Here is a 21,214-nt window from a genome sequence, read left to right as displayed (position 1 = left end):
GGACGCGCGGTCCTTACTGGACCGGCGCGGTCGGGATGGTGGTGGCGCCGGACGTGATCGCGTCGGTGGCGGCCTTCAGCTTGTCCTGGATGTCGTCGATCTTGCCGCCGGTGGTGGCGAGCGAGACACCCTGGGCCTTCAGGTCGAACAGCTTGATGCCGGTCGGGTTCTGGCCCTGCTTGACCGACTGGATGTACGAGAACACCGCGGTGTCGACGTTCTTGACCATCGAGGTCATGATGGCGCCCTTGTACTTCGCCAGGGCCGGCTGGTTGGCCTGGTCGGAGTCGACACCGATGGCCAGCTTGCCGGCGTTGGCGACGGCCTCGATGGCGCCGTTGCCGGAGGAACCGGCGGCGGTGTAGACGACGTCCGCGCCCTTGTCGAGCTGACCCTGCGCGGCCTCCTTGCCCTTGTCGGGCGAGGTGAAGCCGGTGAAGTCCGGCGGGGTGGTCAGGTAGGTGGTCTCGACCGTGATGTTCGGGTCGACGGACTTCACACCCGCCTTGTAACCGGCCTCGAACTTCTTGATCAGCTCGGTCTGCACACCGCCGATGAAGCCGACGTGCTTGGCCTTCGACTTGTTCGCGGCGGCGACACCGGCCAGGTAGGAGCCCTCCTGCTCGGCGAAGAGCAGCGAGGTCACGTTGGACGGCTGCTCCTTGTCGTTGGAGTCGATGATCGCGAACTTGACGTCCGGGTTGTCCTTGGCGAGCTTGTTGACCGCCGGCTGGTAGACGAAGCCGACCGCGACGATCGTCTTGTAACCCGCGTCGATCAGGTTCTTGAGGCGGGTCTCCTTGTCGGCCTCGGCCTCGCCCGGCTTGGCCTCGGCCTCGGTCACGGAGACGCCCAGCTCGGACTTGGCCTTGTCCAGACCGCGGGCGGCGGAGTCGTTGAACGACTGGTCACCGCGGCCGCCGATGTCGTAGGCCATGCCGACCTTGAGCGAGCCGTCGCCCGAGCCGGCAGAGGAGGAGTCGGTGCTCTTTGCGCCGCAAGCGGCGAGCGAGGCCATGCCCAGGGAACCCGAGAGCACAACCGCGGCGAGCTTCATTGAACGGCGCAAGGGGATATCTCCTTCTACACGCAACCGTTTGGCGTGGTCGGACGCCACCGTAACGCGCGTAGAACACGGTTGTGTTACGAGCCGCTGGCGCATATGGGTTGTTATCAAAACGTGGTCTCGTGTCGTTGTCGACAACGAGCGCCGCAGCCCGTATAGGAGTGTGACCTGCGCGTGGACAGGTTGGCTCAAAGCCCTCTTATCTTGATCGCGCGCATTCAAGTCGAATGGCAGTCATGGCTCTCATACGAAGGACCGCATCCAGCGTAGCCGTTGCCGCCATGGTCGTTGGCCTGGGCCTGGGCATCGGTGGCTCCACCGTGGCGAGTGCGCAGACGACCGGCGTGACCTGCGGTGCCGTCACCTCGACCTCGGACGGCCACACCATCTACGTGACGTGTTACGGAGGCGGCGGCATCTATCGCATCGTCGCGAAGTTCTGCAACACCAGCTCCTGCCAGTGGGTCGCCAGCAACTGGGTCTACGCCGGCCAGGCCGCGACCATCAGCACCGGCGGCTACTACTCCGGCGAGTGGCACCTCGAAGAGGGCTGATCCGGCGCGGCCCCACCGTCGACGGGTGGCGCGGCCCCGGCCGCGCCACCCCCTTCGCTAGAGCGCGTCCGCCTCCAGGGCCAGCGCCGAGAACAGTTCCACGCCGATGCCGATCGCGCGCTCGTCCACGTCGAACCGGCCCTGGTGCAGGTCCCGGACGGTGGCGTCGCCGGGCGCGCGGACGCCGAGCCGGGCCAGGGCGCCCGGTGCGTGTTCCAGGTACCAGGAGAAGTCCTCGCCACCCAGGCTCTGTTCGGTGCCCTCCACCACCTGCGCCCCGTCCCGGCCGAAGCGGGCGTTCATCGCCTCTTCCAGCCGGGCGACCGAGACCGCCTCGTTGACCACCGGCGGCACCCCGCGGTGGTAGTCCAGCGTCCACTTGGCCCGGTAGGTCTCGGCCACCTTGGCGATCAGCTCGTGCAGCAGGTCCGGCGCCTCGCGCCAACCGTCCAGCTCCAGGCAGCGGACGGTGCCCTCCAACTCGGCGTGCTGCGGGATGACGTTGGGCGCGGAGCCGGAGGCGATCCGCCCCCAGACCAGGCTGACGCCCCAGCGCGGGTCCATCCGGCGGGCCAGCGCGCCCGGGAGGTCGGCGGCCATCCGGGCGACCGCGGTGACCAGGTCCGTCGTCAGGTGCGGACGGGCGGTGTGCCCGCCGGGGCCGTCCAGGTGGAGCACCAGGCGGTCGCAGGCCGAGGTGATCGCCCCGACCCGCAGGGCGATCCGGCCGACCTCCACCTTCGGGTCGCAGTGCACCGCGAAGATCCGCCCGACGCCCGCCATCCCGCCGGCCTTGATCACGTCCAGCGCGCCGCCCGGCATGACCTCCTCCGCAGGCTGGAACACCAGCCGGACGGGGCGGCGCAGCTCGCCGGTGCGGACGGCGTCGGCCAGCATCAGGCCGGTGCCGAGCAGCACCGAGGTGTGCACGTCGTGGCCGCAGGCGTGGGCCCGGCCGGGGACGGAGGAGCGGTACGGCACGTCGGTCTTGGCGTCGTCGATCGGCAGCGCGTCGATGTCGGCGCGGAAGGCCAGGAACTCCGCACCCGGGGCGGTGCCGGGCGGGACGATGTCGACGAGCATGCCGGTGCCGCCCGGCAGCACCCGGGGTTCGAGGCCGGCGGCCACCAGCCGGTCGCGCAGCAGCCCGGTGGTTCGGAACTCCTGGCGGCCCAGCTCCGGATGCCGGTGCAGATCACGGCGGAAGGCGATCAGCTCGGGCTCCAGCGCCCGGACCCGGTCGCGCAGTTCGGCGGCGGGACGTGCGAGGGCGAGAGTGGCGCCCGACTGAGCGGGCTCAGGACGGTTCATCTCGCCAATCGTAGGCCTGTTGGGGGGATTTGGCCCGACTTCCGGAAAACTAGTCCCCGGATGGGTGCATACCGGCCGGACAGGTGGGTATGACATCTCGTTTCAGCCGCCTTCCCCGGGTTGCGTGACCTGTGCAACGATCGCCCCGGCCGGTGGTCACGGACGCCACGCTCTCCACCGCACCGGCCCGTTGACGGCCGTTCATCGGAACGTCAGAAGCGCTCCACCGGGGCGTACGTCCCCCAGACCCCGCGCAGCGCGTCGCACACCTCGCCGACGGTGGCCCGGGCGGCCAGCGCCTCCTTCATCGGATACAGCACGTTCCCCGCCCCCTCGGCGGTGCGGCGCAGCGCGTCCAGCGACCGGGTGACGGCGCCGGCGGAGCGCTCGGCCCGCAGCCGGGCCAGCCGCCGCGCCTGCCGCTGTTCGATCGCCGGGTCCACCCGCAGCGGCCGGTACGGCTCCTCCGTGTCCGACCGGAAGCGGTTGACGCCGACCACCGTCCGCGCGCCGGAGTCGGTCTCCTGCTGGAGCCGGTAGGCGGTGCGCTCGATCTCGCCCTTCTGGTAGCCGCGTTCGATCGCCGCCACCGCGCCGCCCTGCTCCTCGATCCGGTCCATCAGCGCCTGCGCGGCGGCCTCCACCTCGTCGGTGAGCGACTCGACGGCGTAGGAGCCGGCGAACGGGTCGACGGTGGCGGTCACGTCGGTCTCGTACGCGAGCACCTGCTGGGTGCGCAGGGCGAGCCGGGCGGCCTTCTCGGTGGGCAGCGCGATCGCCTCGTCGAAACTGTTGGTGTGCAGCGACTGGGTGCCGCCGAGCACCGCGGCGAGCGCCTGTACGGTGACCCGGGCCAGGTTGACCTCGGGCTGCTGGGCGGTGAGCTGCACTCCCGCGGTCTGGGTGTGGAAGCGCAGCATCTGCGAGCGCTGGTCCCGGGCGCCGAATCCGTCCCGCATGACTCCGGCCCAGATCCTGCGCGCGGCACGGAACTTGGCCACTTCCTCCAGCAGGGTCGTGCGGGCCACGAAGAAGAACGAGAGCCGGGGGGCGAAGTCGTCCACGGCCATCCCGGCAGCGAGCGCGGTGCGGACGTAGGCGATGCCGTTGGCCAGCGTGAAGGCGATCTCCTGTACGGGGTCGGCCCCGGCCTCGGCCATGTGGTAGCCGGAGATGGAGATGGTGTTCCAGCGCGGGATCTCGGCCCGGCAGTACCGGAACACGTCGGCGGCCAGCCGCAGCGAGGGCTGCGGCGGGAAGATGTAGGTGCCGCGGGCGATGTACTCCTTCAGCACGTCGTTCTGGACCGTGCCGGTGAGCGCACCCGGCGCCACCCCCTGGGCCTCGGCGACCAGCTGGTAGAGGAGCAGGAGCAGGGCGGCGGGCGCGTTGATGGTCATCGAGGTGGACACCTCGCCGAGCGGGATGCCCTCGAACAGCACGGCCATGTCCTCGACGCTGTCCACGGCGACGCCCACCTTGCCGACCTCCCCGGCGGCGAGCGGCGCGTCCGAGTCGTAGCCCATCTGGGTGGGTAGGTCGAAGGCGACCGAGAGGCCGGTGCCGCCGCCCGCGATCAGCTGCCGGTAGCGGGCGTTGGACTCGGCGGCGGTGCCGAAGCCCGCGTACTGGCGCATCGTCCAGGGGCGGCCGGTGTACATCGTCGGGTAGACGCCCCGGGTGTAGGGGTACGCCCCCGGCCGGCCCAGCCGGGCGCCGGCGTCCCAGCCGGCCAGGGACTCGGGGCCGTAGAGCGGCTCGATCTCGAAGCCCGACTCGGCTCGGCGCGGCTCGGTTGCCATGGGGTCCTCCGGAGCTGGGGATCGGGGTCCTCGCAATGTAGGACGCGACCGGCCCGCCGGGGCGGCGACGCGGTTGAGATGATCGAGTGAACGACCGACCGACGAGCCCCAGGGAGTGGCAATGACCGAGCAGAAGGTGGCCGTGGTCACCGGTGCCAGCAGCGGAATCGGCGCGGCGACCGCCCGCCGGCTGGCCGCCGAGGGCTTCGACGTGGTGCTGGCCGCCCGCCGCACCGACCGCATCGAGGAACTGGCCAAGGAGATCGCCGAGCGGGGCGGTTCGGCCCGCGCGGTCACCCTGGACGTCACCGACCGGGCCGCGGTGGACGCCTTCGCGGCCGCGATCGGCCGGGTGGACGTCCTGGTGAACAACGCGGGCGGCGCGATCGGCGCCGAGACCGTCGAGCACGGCGACCCGGCCGACTGGCGGGCCATGTACGAGGTGAACGTGCTCGGCGTGCTGCACGTGACGCAGGCGCTGCTGCCGGCCCTGCGGGCCACCGGCGACGGCACGGTGCTGGTGCTCTCCTCGACCGCCGCGCTGGCCGCGTACGAGGGCGGCGGCGGGTACGTCGCCGCCAAGCACGCCGCGCACACCATCGCCGCCACGCTGCGGTTGGAGCTGTGCGGGGAGCCGATCCGGGTGATCGAGATCGCGCCCGGCATGGTGAAGTCCGAGGGCTTCGCGATCACCCGCTTCCGTGGCGACGAGGAGAAGGCCGCCGCGGTGTACGCGGGCGTGGCCGAACCGCTCACCTCGGAGGACATCGCGGACACCGTGGCCTGGGCGGTCACCCGGCCCTCGCACGTGAACATCGACCTGCTGGTGGTCCGCCCCCGGGCGCAGGCCGCCAACCACAAGGTCCACCGCGGCTGAGCCGGGCCCGGCGGGCGGCCCCGGACGGGGGCCAAGATCGAACACGTCACCCCCCGGTGGTACACACGTGCGATGAGAACCTTCCGGGCCGCCCGCCCACGGGTCCTGCTGACCGCGGTGGCGGCAGGCACCCTGCTGCTCACCTCAGCCTGCGACGACGCCGCCAAGCCGGCCCAGGGCCAGGCCGCCGGCAGCACCGCACCCGCCGCCGCGGCCCCCGCCGCCATCCCGACGCCGACGCCCAAGCCCACCGGCGAGGCCGACCCGGCGCTCAAGCCCTTCTACGGCCAGCAGATCGCCTGGCCGACTGCCCGGCCGACCCGCAGGCCCAGAAGGCCAAGATCGACATATCCGGAATGCAGTGCGGCAAGCTGCACGTCCCGCTCGACTACGCCAACCCCGCCACCGACGCGCTCGACGTCGCGCTGATCAAGTACCCGGCCGCCAAGCCGGACCAGCGGCTCGGCTCGCTGATGGTCAACCCCGGCGGTCCCGGCGAGTCCGGCGTCGGGATGGTCAAGTACGGAGCCAAGCAGTTCGCCGGCACCCTGCACGACCGCTTCGACGTGATCGGCTTCGACCCCCGCGGCACCGGCGACAGCTCCCCGGTCGTCTGTTACGACGACAAGCAGCACGACGCCGTCAACCAGATGGACGCCCCGCTCGACCCGGCCGTCCGCAAGGCCGAGCGCGCCAAGCTGTCCGCCGAGCACGCCGCCACCTGCCAGGCCAAGTCCGGCAGGCTGCTGCCCTTCGTCGGCACCCGCAACACCGCCCGCGACCTGGACGTGCTGCGCGCCGCGGTCGGCGACAAGCAGCTCAACTACCTCGGTGTCTCCTACGGGACGTACCTCGGCGCGCTCTACGCCGAGGAGTTCCCGAAGAACACCGGCCGGCTGATCCTGGACGGCGCGGTCGACCCCGGCCAGGACCGGCTGGACCACGGGGTCGACCAGCAGATCGGCTTCGAGAAGTCCTTCGAGCGCTTCGCCGTCGACTGCGTGGAGAACCACGCCGACCAGTGCCCGCTCGGCAAGGACGAGGCCAAGGCCGCCAAGAAGGCCGCCGACTTCCTCGACGGGCTGTACGACCACCCGCTGACCACCAAGGACGGCCGCAAGCTCGGCCGCGACCAGGCCTGGACGGGCACCATCTCGCTGCTCTACGGCGACGAGAAGACCTCCTGGGAGTACCTGCGCGCCGCCCTCGGCTGGGCGATGGTGCGCAACAAGGGCGACTACCTGCTGGCCTTCGCCGACGACTACAACGGCCGGGACGAGAACGGCCACTACAGCCCGCTGGACGAGGCCAACGCCGCGATCGGCTGCGCCGACGCCGCCCGCCCCGCAGCCACCCCCGAGCACGCCAAGGCCGCCGTGGACCGGCTGCTCGCCGAGGCACCGCTGCTGTCCAAGGGCGTCACGGTGGACGACTACACCGAGCCCGGCTGCGCCGACTGGCCGTTCAAGACGCAGGAGAAGCCGCACACCGTCCGGGCCGAGGGCAGCGCGCCGATCCTGGTGGTCGGCACCACCGGCGACCCGGCCACTCCGTACGCCTCGGCCGAGACGCTGGCCAAGGGCTTCGCCAACGCCACCCTGCTCACCCGGGTCGGCGAGGGCCACGGCGCCTTCGGCAAGGGCAACACCTGCATCGACCGGGCCATGGAGGCCTACCTGGCCGAGGGCACGATGCCGGCCCCGGGCACCCGCTGCACCTGAGCCCCCGGCCGGGACGACCTGGATGTTCGGCGGACGGCAGCGCCGAACATCCAGGAGGAGGCGGGGAGCTCGCTGACGCGAAAGTGTCAACGTCACAACTTGATAGCTCGTCCGGATGAATTCGGCGCGCGGCCTCCCCAACTGGTGACCGCTCAACTACCTTTGAAGCGCTGCCCGACCGGCGCCCACGCGCCCCTCCGCAGCCCTTATTCCACCTGCTCACCACCCCACTTCACCGGCACCTTCCCGCCCTCACGAGGAGGACCCGCTGGCCAGCGACATCCCGTCACAGCGGCTCGACGCCAGAACAGAGCCGACCCTCCTCGGGTTGCACCGCTTCAACGAAGCCGACGCCGGCGCCGCCGAGGAGGCCCTGCTGGCCTGCTGCGGCAGCCACCGCTGGGCCCTGCGCCTCACCGCGCACCGGCCCTACCCCGACATCGAGTCCCTGCTGGCCGCCGCCAGCGAGGCCTCCTACGACCTCCGCCCGGCCGACCTCACCGAGGCACTGGCGGACGAGGGCTGGATGCCGCAGCCACTGCTCGGCATGCGGGCCCCCGGCAGCCAGGCCGCGCACACCGCACTGCGGGCGGCGCACGCCGCGTACGAGGCCCGGTTCGGCCACGTCTTCGTGGTCTGCCTGGAACGGGTCGCCCCGGAGGAGATGCTCGACACCGTGCTCTCCTCCATCCGCACCCGCCTCGCCAACGACCCGGACGAGGAGCGGCTGATCGCGGCCGACGAGCTCCGCCGGATCGCCCTCACCCGCCTGGAACACCTCGTCGCCACCCAGTCGGAGGCCGCGGCACGCTGAGCCCCCATCGCGCCACCTTCATCCGTCCGGGTGACTCCACCCGTGAATCCACCCGGACGAGTGAGGCCGGACCGCCACTGAACCCGAACCACCGCGTGAACCGGAACCGCCGCGCCCCGCACCCTCCGGTGCGGGGCGCAAGCATGCCGTCACGCACCGTGACGACAGCCGGTTTGGTTCCCGCTCCGCTAGGCCAGAAGTGCCTGATTGATCACACCTGGGGCCCCCGGAGGCGGTTCACGACAAGGCGTCGATAGGATGCTGGCGGCCGGTGGACCGTACCCGGCCGGGCTGACCGACACCGAAGCCGGCCGAGCCCCCAATCGCTTCCGGAGGGTTTTTCCGTGCCGGCTGGAACGCTGTACCGCGGCCGGGAAGGCATGTGGAGCTGGGTGGCTCATCGAGTCACCGGCGTCCTCATCTTCTTCTTCCTGTTCGCCCACGTCCTGGACACCGCCCTCGTGCGAGTGTCGCCGGAGTCCTACGACACCGTCATCCAGACGTACAAGACTCCGCTCGTGAACCTGATGGAGTACGGCCTGGTGGCCGCCATCCTGTTCCACGCCCTGAACGGCCTGCGCGTCGTCGCAGTGGACTTCTGGTCCAAGGGCCCGAAGTACCAGAAGCAGATGCTCTGGAGCGTCGTCGGCGTCTGGGTCCTCCTGATGGCCGGTTCCTTCTACGGGATCCTCCAGCACACGCTGATCTCCTGGTTCGGGAAGTGAGCCGAGACATGTCCACGGAAATCTCCGACGCCATCGTCGTCCCCTCCAAGCAGGTGCACACCGGCAAGGGACTGGGCACCGGCAACCCGGCCGACGCGTTCGTCATCGAGCCGCCGCGCAAGCGGACCAAGAAGACCCCGCGCCGCACCCGCACCAACTTCGAGATGCTGGCCTGGCTCTTCATGCGCCTGTCCGGTGTCGTTCTGGTCGTCCTGATCCTCGGTCACCTGCTGATCATGCTGGTGCTCGACGGCGGCGTCTCCAAGATCGGCTTCGCCTTCGTGGCCGGCCGCTGGGCCTCGCCGTTCTGGCAGGGCTGGGACCTCCTGATGCTCTGGCTCGCCATGCTGCACGGCGCCAACGGCATGCGTCAGGTCATCAACGACTACGCCGAGAAGGACTCGACCCGGCTCTGGCTCAAGGGACTCATGGGTACCGCCACGGTCTTCACCGTGCTGCTCGGCACCCTGGTGATCTTCACCTTCGACCCCAACATCTGAGCCGCGAGCACCATCGACCATCGGCAGAGGCCAGAGGCGAGTTAACCCCCCATGCAGATTCACCAGTACGACACCGTCATCGTCGGCGCCGGCGGCGCCGGCATGCGCGCGGCCATCGAGTCGACGCAGCGCAGCCGCACCGCCGTCCTGACCAAGCTCTACCCGACCCGGTCCCACACCGGCGCGGCCCAGGGCGGCATGTGCGCCGCCCTCGCCAACGTCGAGGAGGACAACTGGGAGTGGCACACCTTCGACACGGTCAAGGGTGGTGACTACCTGGTCGACCAGGACGCCGCCGAGATCATGTGCAAGGAGGCCATCGACGCCGTCCTCGACCTGGAGAAGATGGGTCTGCCCTTCTCCCGCACCGAGCAGGGCCGGATCGACCAGCGCCGCTTCGGCGGTCACTCCCGCAACCACGGCGAGGCCCCGGTCCGCCGCTCGTGCTACGCGGCCGACCGCACCGGCCACATGATCCTCCAGACGCTGTTCCAGAACTGCGTCAAGCACGGCGTCGAGTTCTTCAACGAGTTCTACGTCCTCGACCTGCTGATCAACGACGGCAAGACGGCCGGCGTCGTCGCCTACGAGCTGGCCACCGGCGAGATCCACGTCTTCCAGGCCAAGTCGGTCGTGTTCGCCTCCGGCGGCACCGGCAAGTTCTTCAAGGTCTCCTCCAACGCCCACACCCTCACCGGTGACGGCCAGGCCCTGGTCTACCGCCGCGGCCTGCCGCTGGAGGACATGGAGTTCTTCCAGTTCCACCCGACGGGCATCTGGCGCATGGGCATCCTGCTCACCGAGGGCGCCCGCGGCGAGGGCGGCATCCTGCGCAACAAGGACGGCGAGCGCTTCATGGAGCGCTACGCCCCCGTCATGAAGGACCTCGCGTCCCGTGACGTCTGCTCCCGCGCGATCTACACCGAGATCCGCGAGGGTCGCGGCTGCGGTCCGGACGGCGACCACGTCTACCTGGACCTGACCCACCTGCCGCCGGAGCAGCTGGACGCCAAGCTCCCGGACATCACCGAGTTCGCGCGCACCTACCTCGGCATCGAGCCCTACACGGACCCGATCCCGATCCAGCCCACCGCGCACTACGCCATGGGCGGCATCCCGACCAACGTCGAGGGTGAGGTCCTGCGCAACAACACCGACATCGTCCCGGGCCTGTACGCGGCCGGCGAGGTCGCCTGCGTGTCCGTGCACGGCGCCAACCGCCTGGGCACCAACTCGCTGCTGGACATCAACGTGTTCGGCCGTCGCGCGGGCATCGCCGCCGCCGACTACGCCAACGCGAACGAGTTCGTCGAGCTGCCCGAGAACCCGGCCGAGAAGGTCCAGGCCCTGGTCGACGGCCTGCGCGAGGGCACCGGCACCGAGTCCGTGGGGCAGATCCGCAAGGAGCTGCAGGAGACCATGGACGCCAACGCCATGGTGTACCGCACCGGCGCCACCCTGAAGCAGGCGGTCGAGGACATCGCCGCGCTGAAGGAGCGCTACAAGAACGTCTCCATCCAGGACAAGGGCTTCCGCTACAACACGGACCTCCTGGAGGCCGTCGAGCTGGGCAACCTGCTCGACCTGGCCGAGGTGCTGGCCGTCTCCGCGCTGGCCCGCGAGGAGTCTCGCGGCGGCCACTACCGCGAGGACTTCCCGACCCGTGACGACGTGAAGTTCATGCAGCACACCATGGCGTACCAGGAGGTTGCCGCCGACGGCACCACCTCCATCCGCCTCGACTACAAGCCGGTCGTCACGACCCGCTACCAGCCGATGGAGCGTAAGTACTGATGAGCACTCCGACCGTGGAGAAGCACTCGGCCGCTCTGGACGCGGTCGAAGCCGGTGCCGTCCAGCCGATCACCGTCACCTTCCGGATCCGCCGGTTCAACCCGGAGGAGCACCCGGACCCGGTGTGGGTCGACTACCAGCTGACGATGGACCCGAAGGAGCGCGTCCTGGACGCGCTCAACAAGATCAAGTGGGAGCAGGACGGCACCCTCACCTACCGCCGTTCCTGCGCGCACGGCATCTGCGGCTCCGACGCCATGCGGATCAACGGCCGCAACCGGCTGGCGTGCAAGACCCTGATCAAGGACGTCAACCCGGAGAAGCCGATCACGATCGAGGCCATCAAGGGCCTGACGGTCCTCAAGGACCTGGTCGTGGACATGGACCCGTTCTTCCAGGCGTACAAGGACGTCATGCCGTTCCTCATCACCAAGGGGAACGAGCCGACCCGCGAGCGGCTGCAGTCCGCCGAGGACCGCGAGCGCTTCGACGACACCACCAAGTGCATCCTGTGCGCCGCGTGCACGTCGTCCTGCCCGGTGTTCTGGAACGACGGCCAGTACTTCGGCCCGGCCGCCATCGTCAACGCGCACCGCTTCATCTTCGACTCGCGCGACGAGGGCGCCGAGCAGCGCCTGGAGATCCTCAACGACCGTGAGGGCGTGTGGCGCTGCCGCACCACCTTCAACTGCTCCGAGGCCTGCCCGCGTGGCATCGAGGTCACCAAGGCGATCCAGGAAGTGAAGCGGGCGCTGGTCACCCGCCGCTTCTGATCGTCTGATCCCTGTCCGACAGGCCGAAGGCCCCGCCCGATCGCTCGGGCGGGGCCTTCGTGTTTGCCGGGGTCAGCGCAGGGCGCCGAGGTCCCTCGGGGCGGACCAGCCGCTGAAGGTCACCAGGTGGCGGTCGGCGGTGACGGCCCACAGGTCGGGCTTGCCGTCCCCGTCACCGTCGCCCGCGCTGTCGAGCGTCGGGTACGCGGCGGTGGTGAAGCCGGTGGCGACGACGTTCGCCGAGGGGTCGGCGAGGGCGGAGAAGTCCAGCAGGCCGTTGGCCTGCTTGACGATCGGGTAGGCGTGCAGAACGCCGGTGGCCCGGTCACGCGCCCACAGGGTGAGGTTGCCCGAGGCGTCCGCGCCGGGGGCGATCAGGTCGTAGCCGCTCCAGTCGCCGGTGGTGGCGACGGGCTGGGCGCTGGAGTACCGGAGCAGGCCGTCGTAGTAGGCGTAGAGCTTGCCGTGCTCGACCGAGACGAGGACCGGCCAGGACGCCTGGGCCGTAGGCTTGCGGCTGCCGAGCGCGACGAGCCGGTCGGAGCCGGACCAGTCCTCGGTGTAGCCCTCGGGGCAGGGGATCGTCGCCGCGGTGGCGTCGACGCAGCGGGTGGGCTTGTCCACCAGGCTCGGGTAGGACTGGCCGAAGTCGCCCTGGTACCGGTTGTTGTAGGCGTACAGGAAGCCCGGGTTGCCCTTGGGATGCACCAGCAGGTCGTCGCCGGGGGCATGGCCGTTGATCCAGCCGCGGTGCAGCACCTCGTCGTCCTGCCAGCCGGCGCGGAGCGGGGCGAGCACGGCCGGGACGGTCGAGCTCGGGGTGGTGTCGGTCGCGGCGGCGCTGATGATCTGGAGGTTGCCCTGGGCGTCCGGGACCAGGATGTCCGGCACTCCGTCGCCGTCCACGTCGCCCGGGACCATCGGCTTGGGGCGCGGGTCCCACGGGGCGTAGAAGGTGTAGGTGGCCGGCTGGCTGAGGTTGCCGGCGTTGTCCATGGCCTGGACGGTCAGGATGTTGGTGCCCCAGTCCCTGGGCTTCAGGGTGAGCTGGGCGGTGCCGTCGGCGCCCGCCTTGACGGTGTGTCCGGAGGCGCAGTCCCAGCCGACGCTCAGCGAGCCGTCCAGCACGTACTGGTAGCAGGCCACACCGGAGGCCTCGCCACCCGCCGGGGCGGCGTCGAGGCCCTTGAGGGTGAAGACACCGTTCTCACCGGCGTACTTGCCGGGGGTCGTGCCGGAGCCGCTCTCCGGGAAGTCGGTGGAGGAGACGGACAGGCCCGGGTGGGTCAGGTCGACCCGGAAGTGGCAGGTCGGGGTGGGCTTGCCACTGCCCGGGGAGTACTCGGGCCAGGCCTGCCAGGAGTAGGAGTGGCCGTCCGCCAGAGCGGAGGTGGCCAGCTTGGCGGCGCCGCCGGTGACGTCGGCGGTGGTGTCGACGATCTTGTCGTGCTCCGGGGTCGAGTCGTCCCAGAGCTTGAAGCGCACCTGCGGGGAGGTCGCCGAGACGGTCAGCACCGGGTTCGCGACCTCCAGCCAGCCGGGGGCGGTGGTGTCGTCGCAGGCGTCGGTGCGCAGTCCGGTGGAGGTGAAGCCCGGCGCGGGCACTGCCTTGGGGTCGGTGACCGCGTCCCCCGGTACGGCGGCGGCGCCGGGCGCCGCGAGCAGCCCCGCCGCGAGCACCACCACGGTCGCCCCGCCGAGTCTGCGGGCATGCCGAAGTGTCATGAATCCCCACCCCTAATGATCAGCCGCTCGGCCGAGTGCCGAAGCCGTGAGGATCTTGCCAGTGGGGACCGACAGCGGCAACGGTGATTTCTCAGTCGGTGACCGGGGCGCGGCGGGTGGCGCGCAGGCCGCGCAGGCCGATGCTGCCGACGGCGATGCCGAGGACGAAGGAGGTGACGGCGAGCAGGAGGTGGATCCAGAAGAAGGCGGTGGGCTGGGAGTGGTCGCCGTTGGTGAAGGCCTGGCCGCCGGAGTCCTTCCAGAGGTTCTTCACGAAGGTCGTCCAGATGATGATCGACCAGACCCCGAAGGCGGTCAGGAACCAGGAGGTGCGGCGGCTGAGCTTCATGGGGGTCCTCGGCGTGTGAAGGCGGTGTGCATCCCCAGTATGCGCGGGCCGCCGATCGGCGTACGGCGGGCCCCTCCTGCGGAGGACGGTCCCCCGGGAGCGGGCGCCGGAAGCCGGGAGTGGGTACGGTCTGCTGGTGCCCACACCCCGTCATACGTTCGGTCGCCTGTGCGTCGCGGTCACCGCGGCCCTGCCGGTCCTGCTCGCCGCCCCGGCGGGCGCGGCCCCGCAGCAGCCGCCCCCGTCGGCCGCGATCGGCGGCGAGCGGCTCGGGCTCCCCGGGGTGCAGGTCGCCCCGATGGCGGGCGCCCCGCCACTGCCCGCCAACCTCACGGGCCAGTCCTGGATAGTCTCCGACGCGACGTCGGGCGAGGTGCTGGCGGCCAGCAATCCGCACCTGCGGCTGCCCCCGGCGAGCACCCTGAAGATCCTCTTCGCGGACACCGTGCTGCCCAAGTTCGACCGCAACACGGTGCACCGGGTGGCCGACGAGGAGATCCAGGGGATCGGTCCCGGCAGCAGCCTGGTCGGCATCAAGGAGAACCTGGACTACCGGGTCGAGGACCTGTGGCGCGGGGTGTTCCTGAGCTCCGGCAACGACGCGGTGCACGTCCTGGCGCACATGAACGGCGGCGTCCGGCAGACCGTCGCCGAGATGCAGGCGCGCGCCGACGCGCTCCAGGCGTGGGACACCAAGGTGATCTCCCCGGACGGCTACGACATGGACGGCCAGGTCTCCTCGGCCTACGACCTGTCGCTGTTCGCCCGGGCCGGCCTGCGCAACGCGGACTTCCGGATGTACTGCGCCACCCGGGACGCGATGTTCCCGGGCGCCATCGACAAGAACACCGGCCAGCGCGGCAGCTTCGGGATCGCCAACACCGACCGGCTGCTGGGCAAGTACCCGGGCCTGATCGGTGTGAAGAACGGCACCACCACCAACGCCGGATCGACCTTCGTCGGCGCCGCCCAGCGCGGTGGCCGGACCCTGCTGGTGACGGTGATGCACCCGGTCAGCTACCAGAAGGTGTACGACGAGACGGCCGCCCTGCTGGACTGGGGCTTCGCCGCAGCCGACAAGGTCCAGCCGGTGGGCAGGCTGGTCGACGAGATCCCGCCGGCCGGCGCCGAGCCGACCGGCCAGGCCACCGCAGCCGCCGAGCCGACCGGCCAGGCCGGCGGCGCCGACGGCACGCCCGTGCCGCCGCCGCACCCCTCGGCTGCCGCGGCCGCACCGGCACCCCCCGCCGCGGCCGCACCGGCGCCCCCCGCGGCGGGCGGGCGCGACGGGCTCGCCATCGGCGGCTGGTCGACCGTGGTGCTGGCCGGGGTCGCGCTCGGGTACGCCGCGGTGGTGCTGCTGCGGCGCCGCTCCGCCGACTGATCCGCCGACCGGTGGCAGGGCCCGGCCTCAGTCGTGGGGCCGGGCCCGCCCCTTCCCCTTCTCCTCGGCCCGGGCGGCCCGCTCCGCCACGGCCGCCTGCGCCGCGGCGTCCGCCGCCTCCGCCTTGTCGGCCGCCTCCAGCAGCGCCCGACCGTGCACCCTGGTCCGCTCCCGGGCGGCCACCGGGTCGGCCGTCGCCGTCCAGGCGACGCAGTACATCAGCAGCCGGGAGACGAAGTTGATCCACAGCAGCAGCGCCACCGGCGTCGCGAACGCCCCGTACAGGCTCCGTCCGGCGACCGAGCCCAGGTAGGAGGCGAGCAGGAGCTTCAGCAGCTCGAAGCCGACCGCGCCGATCAGCGCGCCCCGCACGAGGTCCCGGCGGCGCTGGTCGGTGATCCCGGGGAAGGGCGCCAGCAGGTAGGCGAAGAGCAGCATGTCGCACGCTATGGCGATCAGCACACCGACCGCGGTCAGCAGGTAGCCGTTGCCCAGGCCGATCGCCTCGGCGGTCCGGCCGGCGAGCGTGGTCCCGGCGGCGGAGGCGGCCAGCGAGAACAGCGACACCAGGCCGAGGCCGGCCAGCACCGCCACGTCCCAGGCCTTGCGCAGCACCGGGTTGCCCTCCTCGTGGGGCAGCTGCCACAGGTCCCGGATCGAGGTGCGCATGGTGTCCACCCAACCGAGGCCGGAGAGCAGCAGCAGCGCCATGCCGACCAGCCCGACGGTGCCCGCGTTGGACACCAGGGCGGGCAGGTTGAGCGCGTCCGAGAACCCCGGCAGCTGGTCGGCGATGTGCTCCTGCAGGTCGTGCACCTGGCTGTCGCTCAGCGTCGCGGCGGCGACCGCCAGGCCCACCGTGAGCAGCGGGAAGAGGGCGAGGAAGCCGAAGAAGGTGACGGCACCGGCCAGCCGGTTGCCCCGGGCGGCGGAGAAGTACTCGTACACCCGGTACGGGCGGCTGCGCAGCACCCGGGCCACGAGCGGGCCGACGACCGGCAGTCGGGTCAGGAAGTCCACTCACCGGTTATACCGGGATGTCCCCCGAACGGGCGTCAGGCCGTGCCTACCGCTTGACGAGTCGACGGGCCTTGGCGAGGGCTCGGACCGCCTGGTACGCGCCGTAGCGGCCTTGGCTGAGCAGCTCGGTGCGCACGCCGTCCACGCCGGCCGGCGGCCGGTAGCCGGCCGGCCGCAGCCGGGCGCAGTGCGCGGCGGCCCGGCGGAAGTACTCGCGGCGGTCGCCGGGCGGGACCCGGCCGGGCTTGGAGACCACGGTGTTGAGGTGGTGCAGCATCCGGCCGTAGACGACCGGGCGCCAGCGGTCCAGGTCGGGGCGGCGGTCGAGGAAGGCGAAGACCAGGTCGTACTGGGCGAACACGTCGAAGTGCTTGCGGCTGGCGGTGGCCAGGATGTTGCCGCCCTCCTGGCGCTGGCGGTAGTGCACGCCGACCTGGTCGAGCAGGGTGATCCGGGCGGCGGCGAGCAGCGCCGGGTACGTCCAGGGGGTGTCCTCGTAGTAGCCGGCCGGGAAGACCAGCCGCTGCTCGGTGATGAAACCGCGGCGGTAGGCCTTGTTCCAGACGACCTGGAGCAGGTCGAGCAGGTCGGGGCGGGCGTCGAGGTCGAAGACGTCCGGGGAGGCGGCGCCGAAGACGTGTGCGGAGGCGGCCCGGGTGATCCGGCCGTCGGCGTAGGTGCGGGCGTAGTCGTAAACCAGGACGTCCGGTTCACTCGTGGCGGTGAGCCGTTCGTCGATGCTCTTCAGCAGTCCGGGGGTCAGTGTGTCGTCGCTGTCGAGGAAGATCACGTAGTCCCCGGTGGCGACCTCCAGGCCGGCGTTGCGGGCCCGGCCGAGGCCGACGTTCTCCGGCAGGTGCAGCACCCGGACCCGGGGGTCGGCGGCGGCGGCCTCGTCCAGCATCGCGCCGCAGCGGTCCGGGGAGCGGTCGTCCACCGCGATCAGTTCGAAGTCCGGGCCGTCCTGGCCGAGCACCGAATCGAGGCACTCGGTGAGGTAGTCCTGGACCTGGTACACGGGGACGATCACGCTGAAACGGGACACGGACCCAGCGTAGTGGTCCCAGGGTGGGAGAGGTCCCCGGAGGTAGGATCGGGGGCGCACGTACGCACCGATCCACGTGCGGTCAGGCCCCGTACGGGCTGCCACGCTCCTCCAGAGAAAGGCCTGCGTAGCCGATGGCTCCCCGCCTCTCCATCGTCGTCCCGATCTACAACGTCGAGCGCTACCTCGTCGAATGCCTCGACTCGATCGCCGCCCAGACCTTCACGGACTTCGAGTGCGTCATGGTCGACGACGGTTCGAAGGACGGCAGCGCGGCGCTCGCCGAGGCGTACGCGGCCGAGGACTCCCGGTTCCGGCTGGTCCGGCAGGTGAACAAGGGCCTCGGCGCGGCCCGCAACACCGGCATCCGGCACATCGACCCGGACTCCGAGTTCCTGTGCTTCGTGGACAGCGACGACTCGATGCCGCCGAGTGCGTACGAGCTGATGATCAACACGCTGGACGAGACCGGCTCGGACTTCTGCACCGGCAACGTGCTGCGCTTCCGCGCCGTCGGCTACTACCAGTCCGGCGGCCACCTGAAGCCGTTCAGGGAGACCAGGCTCAAGACCCACATCACCGAGATCCCGGCGCTGGTCACCGACCGCACCGCGTGGAACAAGGTGTACCGCCGCTCGTTCTTCGACGCGGCCGGCCTGCTCTACCCCGAGGGCATCCTGTACGAGGACGCGCCGGTCAGCGTGCCGCACCACTACCTGGCCAAGAGCGTGGACGTGCTCTCCGAGCCGATCTACCACTGGCGCGAGCGCGAGGTCGGCGAGATGTCGATCACGCAGATGCGCACCAACCCCAAGGGCCTGATCGACCGGGTCGCCTCGGTCGAGCTGGTCCGCGGCTGGCTGATGAAGCAGACCGAGCCGCGCTTCGCCGAGTACCTGCGCTCCTACGACGAGAACACCCTCGTCGAGGAGATCCCGATGTTCTTCCTGTCCCTCGTGGAGGGGGACAAGGAGTACCGGGACGCCTACCTCCAGCACGTCGGCCGGCTGCTCCGGGCGATCGGCTCCGAGCAGGTCGGCAGGCTGCGTGCGCCGCTGCGGCTGAAGTACCACCTGACCCTGTCGGACCGGATGGACGAGCTGGTCGAGCAGATCGCGTACGAGCGCGAGAGCGGCGGCGGTGTCCAGGCCCGCGGTCTGCTGCGCCCGTACGCCGACTACCCGTTCCTGCGCGGCGGGCGCAAGAGCGTGCCGGCCGGGGTGCTCAAGCTGGACAACTCGCTGGTCATCCGCAGTCGGCTGTACCGGGGCTCCTGGGAGGACGGGAAGCTCCGGCTGACCGGGCACGCGTACCCGGAGCAGCTGGGCGCGGCCGGCAAGCACGACATGGTCCGCACCCTGGTGCTGCGCGAGGCCAAGGGCCGCCGGGTCATCGCGGTGCCGATGAAGACCACGTACAGCCCCGAGGCCACCGCGAGCTGCCAGCACGACCTGTACAGCTGCGACTGGTCCGGCTTCACCGTCGCCGTCGACCCGAAGAAGCTCAGGCACCGCGGCCAGTGGAAGGACGGCAACTGGCGCGTCCTGGTGGCCGGCGCGGGCAAGGGCGGGGTCTACAAGGGCCGGATCTCGGCCGGGTGGAGCGACAGCGGGCAGTTCCTCCCCTCGCACTGGGTCGAGCCGGACGTGCGGATCGTGCCGTGGGTCCGGGACAACTTCGTCTACCTCCGGGTGGAGACGGTCAAGGCCCGGGTGACCGGCCTGGCCGCCCACGGCGACCGGCTGGAGGTCTCGGGCGCGGCCCGCTCCGGCCCGAGCTTCGCCGGGGCACGGCTGCGGCTCACCCACGCCGAGTCCGACCGCCACGTGACCTTCCCGCTGGAGCTGGGCACTCCGGTCGGCTCGCTCCAGCCGTTCACCGCGGCCGTCCCGGTCGCCGAGCTGACCGCCGTCCGCGAGGCCTGGGCCGAGCTGGACCCGGTGGCCGCCGAGCGCAGCCGCGACCACTGGAACGGCACCCTGCTGCTGGCCGACGGCAGCACCGTCCCGCTGGCCTGGGACGACCGCAACGCGCCCGAGCGGCTGCACCTGGCGCTGAACCCGCAGGCGCCGGTCGCCGAGCGCCGGGCGCTCTACTCCAAGCCCTCCCCCGACGGGCACCTCCAGTTCACCGACCAGGTGCTCCAGCCGCTGGTGGACGAGGTGTCCGGGCGCGGCGCCGACGGCTTCCTGCTGAGCGGCTCGTTCCCGCTGCCCGGCGCGCACCGCTGGGAACTGGTGGTCCGTCACGAGTGGCGCGAGGAGGAGCACGCCTACCCGGTGGAGATCTCGGACGGCCGGTTCCGCACCGCGCTGCCCGCCGTGCCGACGGCCTCCTTCGCCGGCCGGGTGCCGCTCTCCAGGGGCACCTGGAACGTCGTCTTCCGCCCGGTCGGCGTGCTGATGCCCGAACTGCCGGACGCCGCCGCGCTGGTCACTCCGGACTGCTTCGACGTCCTGCCGGTCGAGGTGGAGTCCCGCGGCAAGCGGATAGTGCTGGAGCGCCGCGACCACGACGGCCTGTCGCTGGAGTCGCACTCGGTACTGCTGCCCGAGGAGCGCGCCGGCTACCGCCAGCGCCGGTTGCAGAGCGTGGACTACCCGGCCGCCCGTCGGCTGCCGGTGCGCGACACGGTGCTGTACCACACCGGCAAGTACGGCACGTACTCCGGCTCGCCGCGGGCGGTCCACGAGGAGCTGGTCCGCCGCGGCCTGCCGCTGGAGCACCTGTGGGGCAACGACGACATGCAGGCCGAGCTGCCGCGGAGCGCGACCGCGCTCCGGTACCGCAGCCCGGAGTGGTACGAGGCGCTGGCGACCGCCAAGTACGTCGTGGCCAGTACCCACCTGCCCGACTTCTTCGTCCGCCGCCCCGACCAGGTGGTCGTCCAGACCTGGCACGGCACCCCGCTGAAGCAGATCGGCTTCGACTTCGAGAAGGTCTGGTTCACCGACTCCAAGTACCTCAAGAGCCTGGCCCGGGAGGTCCCGAACTGGAGCCTGCTGGTGGCCGGCAACAGCTGGTCCGCCCCGGTGCTGCGGCGTGCCTTCGACTTCAAGGGCGAGATCCTGGAGAGCGGTTCGCCCCGGAACGACCTGCTGTTCGCGGCCGACCGGGAGAAGACCGCCGAGCAGGTCCGGGAGCGGCTCGGCCTGCCCGAGGGCAAGAAGGTCGTGCTCTACGCGCCGACCTGGCGCGAGGACCGGCGCCGGCCCCAGAACGGCTACCAGATCGACCTGCGGATCGACCTGGCGGCCGCCAAGGCCGCGCTCGGCGACGACCAGGTGCTGCTGGTGCGCCGGCACCACCTGATGTGCGGCCAGATCCCGGGCGCCGGCAACGGCTACATCTGGGACGTCGGCACCTACCCCGACATGGCGGAGCTGCTGCTGATCGCCGACGTCCTGGTGACCGACTACTCGGCCAGCGTGTTCGACTTCGCCTCGACCGGCAAGCCGATCGTGTTCTTCACCTACGACCTGGAGCACTACCGGGACAACCTGCGCGGCTTCAGCCTGAACTTCGAGGCCGAGGCGCCCGGCCCGATGCCGGCCACCTCCGAGGAGCTCGTCTCCGTGCTCGGCCGGGTGGACGGGATCGCGGCCGAGTACGAGGACCGGGCCGCCGCGTTCCGCGAGGCGTACTGCGACCTGGACGACGGCAAGGCCGCCGCCCGAGTGGTCGACGCGATGCTCCGCAAGGAATAGCCCCCCGCGCACGATCCGGCAGGCGCCCGGCACCACTGGTGCCGGGC

The 21,214-nt window shown here is 71.1% G+C and carries 18 protein-coding genes; 11 read left to right on the top strand and 7 right to left on the bottom strand.

Going from position 1 to position 21,214, the window contains the following annotated elements; all coding sequences use genetic code 11:
- Positions 1-13: 13 nt before the first annotated feature.
- The gene (locus tag ACFU7Y_RS11515; RefSeq protein WP_224277918.1) at positions 14-1,069 is read right to left on the bottom strand and encodes a BMP family protein; all 1,056 of its coding nucleotides are present in this window, start codon (positions 1,067-1,069) and stop codon (positions 14-16) included.
- Positions 1,070-1,347: 278 nt separating this feature from the next.
- On the opposite strand from ACFU7Y_RS11515, the gene ACFU7Y_RS11510 reads away from it, so the two are divergent.
- Positions 1,348-1,620, top strand: coding sequence for a hypothetical protein (locus ACFU7Y_RS11510; RefSeq protein WP_224277919.1), 273 nt, complete (start codon positions 1,348-1,350; stop codon positions 1,618-1,620).
- Positions 1,621-1,677: 57 nt separating this feature from the next.
- Here ACFU7Y_RS11510 and ACFU7Y_RS11505 read toward each other — a convergent pair whose 3' ends face one another.
- Positions 1,678-2,931 carry an amidohydrolase gene (locus ACFU7Y_RS11505; protein WP_224277921.1) on the bottom strand — a complete coding sequence of 418 codons (1,254 nt, stop codon included), beginning with the start codon at positions 2,929-2,931 and terminating at the stop codon, positions 1,678-1,680.
- Positions 2,932-3,143: 212 nt separating this feature from the next.
- Positions 3,144-4,733: a methylmalonyl-CoA mutase gene (locus ACFU7Y_RS11500; protein ID WP_224277923.1), complete on the bottom strand. Its 1,590-nt coding sequence runs from the start codon at positions 4,731-4,733 to the stop codon at positions 3,144-3,146.
- Positions 4,734-4,854: 121 nt separating this feature from the next.
- On the opposite strand from ACFU7Y_RS11500, the gene ACFU7Y_RS11495 reads away from it, so the two are divergent.
- The 8 genes from ACFU7Y_RS11495 to ACFU7Y_RS11460 all read left to right on the top strand — a co-directional run bounded on the left by ACFU7Y_RS11495 (position 4,855) and on the right by ACFU7Y_RS11460 (position 11,937).
- Positions 4,855-5,610, top strand: a complete 756-nt coding sequence (locus ACFU7Y_RS11495) for an SDR family oxidoreductase (RefSeq protein WP_224277925.1) — start codon at positions 4,855-4,857, stop codon at positions 5,608-5,610.
- Between the two features lie 72 nt (positions 5,611-5,682).
- Positions 5,683-6,039, top strand: coding sequence for a hypothetical protein (locus ACFU7Y_RS11490; protein ID WP_224277926.1), 357 nt, complete (start codon positions 5,683-5,685; stop codon positions 6,037-6,039).
- Positions 5,967-7,331: an alpha/beta hydrolase gene (locus ACFU7Y_RS11485; protein WP_224277927.1), complete on the top strand. Its 1,365-nt coding sequence runs from the start codon at positions 5,967-5,969 to the stop codon at positions 7,329-7,331. Before ACFU7Y_RS11490 ends, ACFU7Y_RS11485 begins: the two co-directional genes overlap by 73 nt.
- 328 nt (positions 7,332-7,659) lie before the next feature.
- Entirely contained in the window at positions 7,660-8,145 is a 486-nt protein-coding gene (locus ACFU7Y_RS11480) for a 2-oxo-4-hydroxy-4-carboxy-5-ureidoimidazoline decarboxylase (RefSeq protein WP_224277928.1), read from the top strand.
- Between the two features lie 344 nt (positions 8,146-8,489).
- Entirely contained in the window at positions 8,490-8,870 is a 381-nt protein-coding gene (sdhC, locus tag ACFU7Y_RS11475; protein ID WP_224277929.1) for a succinate dehydrogenase, cytochrome b556 subunit, read from the top strand.
- 8 nt (positions 8,871-8,878) lie between these two features.
- Positions 8,879-9,370, top strand: a complete 492-nt coding sequence (gene sdhD / locus ACFU7Y_RS11470) for a succinate dehydrogenase, hydrophobic membrane anchor protein (RefSeq protein WP_224277930.1) — start codon at positions 8,879-8,881, stop codon at positions 9,368-9,370.
- Positions 9,371-9,421: 51 nt separating this feature from the next.
- Positions 9,422-11,164 (top strand): succinate dehydrogenase flavoprotein subunit, encoded by a 1,743-nt coding sequence (gene sdhA, locus ACFU7Y_RS11465; RefSeq protein ID WP_224277931.1) that lies wholly within the window; start codon positions 9,422-9,424, stop codon positions 11,162-11,164.
- Positions 11,164-11,937, top strand: a complete 774-nt coding sequence (locus ACFU7Y_RS11460; RefSeq protein WP_224277932.1) for a succinate dehydrogenase iron-sulfur subunit — start codon at positions 11,164-11,166, stop codon at positions 11,935-11,937. Before sdhA ends, ACFU7Y_RS11460 begins: the two co-directional genes overlap by 1 nt.
- Positions 11,938-12,009: 72 nt before the next feature.
- Here the strand turns inward: ACFU7Y_RS11460 and ACFU7Y_RS11455 are convergent, their stop codons facing one another.
- Both ACFU7Y_RS11455 and ACFU7Y_RS11450 read right to left on the bottom strand, forming a co-directional pair.
- Positions 12,010-13,662: an FG-GAP repeat domain-containing protein gene (locus ACFU7Y_RS11455; RefSeq protein ID WP_380767570.1), complete on the bottom strand. Its 1,653-nt coding sequence runs from the start codon at positions 13,660-13,662 to the stop codon at positions 12,010-12,012.
- A gap of 91 nt (positions 13,663-13,753) precedes the next feature.
- Complete coding sequence (locus ACFU7Y_RS11450) at positions 13,754-14,011, bottom strand: SCO4848 family membrane protein (RefSeq protein WP_224277934.1); 258 nt, start codon at positions 14,009-14,011, stop codon at positions 13,754-13,756.
- 136 nt (positions 14,012-14,147) lie between these two features.
- Here ACFU7Y_RS11450 and ACFU7Y_RS11445 point away from each other — a divergent pair, with 136 nt between their 5' ends.
- Positions 14,148-15,395 carry a D-alanyl-D-alanine carboxypeptidase family protein gene (locus ACFU7Y_RS11445; protein WP_380767568.1) on the top strand — a complete coding sequence of 416 codons (1,248 nt, stop codon included), beginning with the start codon at positions 14,148-14,150 and terminating at the stop codon, positions 15,393-15,395.
- Positions 15,396-15,422: 27 nt separating this feature from the next.
- Here the strand turns inward: ACFU7Y_RS11445 and ACFU7Y_RS11440 are convergent, their stop codons facing one another.
- Positions 15,423-16,415 carry a YihY/virulence factor BrkB family protein gene (locus ACFU7Y_RS11440; RefSeq protein WP_380767566.1) on the bottom strand — a complete coding sequence of 331 codons (993 nt, stop codon included), beginning with the start codon at positions 16,413-16,415 and terminating at the stop codon, positions 15,423-15,425.
- A 46-nt stretch (positions 16,416-16,461) separates the two neighbouring features.
- A complete protein-coding gene (locus tag ACFU7Y_RS11435; RefSeq protein ID WP_380767565.1) occupies positions 16,462-17,460 on the bottom strand; it encodes a glycosyltransferase family 2 protein in 999 nt (332 codons plus the stop codon).
- Positions 17,461-17,594: 134 nt separating this feature from the next.
- Here ACFU7Y_RS11435 and ACFU7Y_RS11430 point away from each other — a divergent pair, with 134 nt between their 5' ends.
- Positions 17,595-21,167, top strand: a complete 3,573-nt coding sequence (locus ACFU7Y_RS11430) for a CDP-glycerol glycerophosphotransferase family protein (RefSeq protein ID WP_224284005.1) — start codon at positions 17,595-17,597, stop codon at positions 21,165-21,167.
- The last annotated feature ends 47 nt before the right edge of the window (positions 21,168-21,214 follow it).

The organism is Kitasatospora sp. NPDC057542 (genome assembly GCF_042801945.1).
Classification (GTDB): Bacteria; Actinomycetota; Actinomycetes; order Streptomycetales; family Streptomycetaceae; genus Kitasatospora.
Note: the sequence above shows the minus strand (reverse complement) of the source record. Positions and strands in the feature narration are given on the sequence as shown.

What these genes read in the sequence shown, in the direction of transcription:
- ACFU7Y_RS11510 (WP_224277919.1), top strand. Translation starts at nt 1,348, where the DNA reads ATGGTCGTTGGCCTGGGCCTGGGCATCGGTGGCTCCACCGTGGCGAGT.
- ACFU7Y_RS11505 (WP_224277921.1), bottom strand. Translation starts at nt 2,931, where the DNA reads ATGAACCGTCCTGAGCCCGCTCAGTCGGGCGCCACTCTCGCCCTCGCA.
- ACFU7Y_RS11500 (WP_224277923.1), bottom strand. Translation starts at nt 4,733, where the DNA reads ATGGCAACCGAGCCGCGCCGAGCCGAGTCGGGCTTCGAGATCGAGCCG.
- ACFU7Y_RS11495 (WP_224277925.1), top strand. Translation starts at nt 4,855, where the DNA reads ATGACCGAGCAGAAGGTGGCCGTGGTCACCGGTGCCAGCAGCGGAATC.
- ACFU7Y_RS11490 (WP_224277926.1), top strand. Translation starts at nt 5,683, where the DNA reads ATGAGAACCTTCCGGGCCGCCCGCCCACGGGTCCTGCTGACCGCGGTG.
- ACFU7Y_RS11485 (WP_224277927.1), top strand. Translation starts at nt 5,967, where the DNA reads ATGCAGTGCGGCAAGCTGCACGTCCCGCTCGACTACGCCAACCCCGCC.
- sdhD (WP_224277930.1), top strand. Translation starts at nt 8,879, where the DNA reads ATGTCCACGGAAATCTCCGACGCCATCGTCGTCCCCTCCAAGCAGGTG.
- sdhA (WP_224277931.1), top strand. Translation starts at nt 9,422, where the DNA reads ATGCAGATTCACCAGTACGACACCGTCATCGTCGGCGCCGGCGGCGCC.
- ACFU7Y_RS11460 (WP_224277932.1), top strand. Translation starts at nt 11,164, where the DNA reads ATGAGCACTCCGACCGTGGAGAAGCACTCGGCCGCTCTGGACGCGGTC.
- ACFU7Y_RS11455 (WP_380767570.1), bottom strand. Translation starts at nt 13,662, where the DNA reads ATGACACTTCGGCATGCCCGCAGACTCGGCGGGGCGACCGTGGTGGTG.
- ACFU7Y_RS11450 (WP_224277934.1), bottom strand. Translation starts at nt 14,011, where the DNA reads ATGAAGCTCAGCCGCCGCACCTCCTGGTTCCTGACCGCCTTCGGGGTC.
- ACFU7Y_RS11430 (WP_224284005.1), top strand. Translation starts at nt 17,595, where the DNA reads ATGGCTCCCCGCCTCTCCATCGTCGTCCCGATCTACAACGTCGAGCGC.